Below are 2,486 nucleotides of genomic sequence, written 5' to 3'. Positions count from 1 at the left end.
CCCCAGAACTAGGACTAACAAACTAACTGCAATTCCTTTGATTTTCAAAGCGCAATTTCCATAACAATAACTATTCAAATTAGCCCTTGTAGGGACACGGCAATGCCGTGTCCCTACGGGGATCGCTCGGTGTACTTCATAAACTTGCAATCTGCTGTAATAACTATTAAAATTAGATGCGCGAGAGCTGGGAATTGGCACTTCCATCAATTCAATTTTAATAGTAATAACGCATATGAATTCTCGGATTGAACAGCGCTTCTACAGGTTTTCCCTCTTTGAGGTGCTCTTCCACGATCGACTGTACATCACTCGGTTTAACTCGACAATACCAAGTTTCGTCTGGGGTGACTCGCACAGTCGGGCCCGTGTTGCACTGTCCCTGACAGCTACAGGCTTTAACTGTCACTCCTGCAACTGGTTGGGCTTCAAAGGCAGCGAGCACTTCTGCTGAACCATTTTTGAGGCAGGATTGATACTGACAAACCAATACACAGCGCTCTTCTGGTTGGGATTCTGGTGTTGGGGCTGGAGATTCTGGCATCGGTAAGGATTTATCGGTTCTTTAAGATATTTTAACAATCTTGTGGGGTCGATCGCCCGCGTGCTTCTAGACAAACTGCAGAATTCGTGAGGGCGATCGAAAAAAACAGCAAAATTCTAGCATTCAAACTTTTTCCTTCCTTCTACCTTCTAACGAATCCTTTCAGCAGAGCTGCCTTTCTTCAGTCTGTGTCACGCTTTGCCTATATGATCGGATTTAGAGCACAAACTCAATCAACCGCCAATCATGCCCAAAACAGTAGCCGATGTGATGAGCCGCGAGCCGATTTTAGCGCGTCCCGAAATGCCTTTGAACGAAGCGATTAAAATTTTAGCCGATCGACGTATTAGCGGTCTTCCCGTCGTAGATGAGAATGACTTGTTGGTAGGAGTCATCTCCGAAACCGACTTGATGTGGCGGGAAACCGGCGTAACTCCGCCCGCTTACATCATGGTACTCGACAGCGTGATCTATCTAGAAAATCCCTCGCGTTACGAGCGAGAACTGCACAAGGCTTTAGGACAAACAGTAGGAGAAGCGATGAGTAAAGATCCAGTTACTATCAAGCCCGACGAATCTGTCTCAGAAGCTGCAAAACTAATGCACGATCGCAGCATCCACCGATTGCCGGTAATTGATACAGAAGGCAAAGTAATCGGTGTCCTCACTAGGGGAGATATTATCCGAGCGATGGCTGCCGAATCTTAATTAATTGTTGTAGTTGAAGGATTGTATCAGAAAACGATTCGATCTTTCCTTCAATCTCCTTCGCTTTTGGCAATTACCTTTTTCCCAATTACCTTCTTCCCAATTACCTTTTTCCTAATTTAAAAAATCCATGAGCATTACCCCTGAGTCTGTCGAACAATTGTTGAATTCCGAAGATTTTGGCGAAAGGCTGCGAGGTGTCAACCAACTGCGAGAATTAGAACCTGCGATCGCCTACAAGTTGATTCAAATTGCGATCGGCGACAAAAATGTCCGCGTTAGATACGCTGGTGTGAGCCAAATGTCAACCCTCGGCACGCAGAATCTGCCGAACGCTTTAGAGGTACTGCTTAACAGCTTGCACAACGACCCCGAACCGGACGTGCAAGCAGCAGCAGCCGATGCTTTGGGCGCTTTGAAATTAACCTCTGCTTTAGAAGATTTGGAGCAAGTTTACAGCAGTACATCTGAATGGCTGGTGCAACTGAGTATCGTCGCGGCGTTGGGAGAAATGGGAGATCCCAAAGCATTTCCCATGTTAGAAAATGCCATAGCTTCTGAAAACGAATTGATCCAAACTATTGCCATCAGCGCATTAGGAGAATTGGGAGATAAACGCGCGGTGCCGCTGTTGCTTCCTTGCGCTTCTAATGCAGATTGGCAGATTCGTTATAGAGTCGCTCAAGCTTTGGGGCGGTTGGGCGGCACCGAAGCTGCTGCGGCTTTGGAAATTCTCGCGAAAGATGAGGTAGATCAAGTTGCTCAGGAGGCTAAAGTCGGACAGGAGAATAGTTTGAAATTGTGAGTTTTTAGTTGGGGATTTTGAATTAGATCAATTTTCTAAAGTAGCGCTAGAGATTACCCCCCCAACCCCCCCCTTATACCAATTTCATGTAGCGCTAGAGATTACCCCCCCAACCCCCCCTTATTAAGGGGGGGCTAAGAATTTATACGTAGCACATCTTTAGGAAAATGGTATAATTTACAATTTTTGGTCAATATTCTAGTCAAAAGTTAGCAAGGGCGATCGCACTTGTTGACTCAAAAATCCGGCTTTTTTTGAGATGTTTCGTAACCGGATGCAAAATTCCCAGAAACCGGGTTTCTCCCGCGCGCGATTCACAGGCCGAACTCAGAAACCCGGTTTTTTTTGAAATGTTTCGTAACCGGATGCAAAACTCCCAGAAACCTGGTTTTTCGCGCCCGATTCGCCGCCCCTCCAACTGTCACTACC

General features: G+C 46.2%; 3 protein-coding genes. 2 read left to right on the top strand and 1 reads right to left on the bottom strand.

Features of this window, described 5'->3' with window-relative positions; all coding sequences use genetic code 11:
* Nucleotides 1-217: 217 nt before the first annotated feature.
* Complete coding sequence (locus tag WBA89_RS29520) at nt 218-544, bottom strand: (2Fe-2S) ferredoxin domain-containing protein (RefSeq protein ID WP_424411184.1); 327 nt, start codon at nt 542-544, stop codon at nt 218-220.
* A 246-nt stretch (nt 545-790) separates the two neighbouring features.
* Between WBA89_RS29520 and WBA89_RS29515 the strand changes: the two genes are divergently transcribed.
* Together WBA89_RS29515 and nblB are read left to right on the top strand one after the other, a co-directional pair.
* Complete coding sequence (locus WBA89_RS29515) at nt 791-1,252, top strand: CBS domain-containing protein (RefSeq protein ID WP_424411182.1); 462 nt, start codon at nt 791-793, stop codon at nt 1,250-1,252.
* 130 nt (nt 1,253-1,382) lie between these two features.
* On the top strand, nt 1,383-2,057 hold the full coding sequence (nblB, locus tag WBA89_RS29510) for a phycobilisome degradation protein NblB (RefSeq protein ID WP_424411180.1): 675 nt from the start codon (nt 1,383-1,385) through the stop codon (nt 2,055-2,057).
* The last annotated feature ends 429 nt before the right edge of the window (nt 2,058-2,486 follow it).

The organism is Microcoleus sp. (assembly GCF_049646505.1).
Taxonomy (GTDB): Bacteria; Cyanobacteriota; Cyanobacteriia; order Cyanobacteriales; family Microcoleaceae; genus Microcoleus.
Note: the sequence above shows the minus strand (reverse complement) of the source record. Positions and strands in the feature narration are given on the sequence as shown.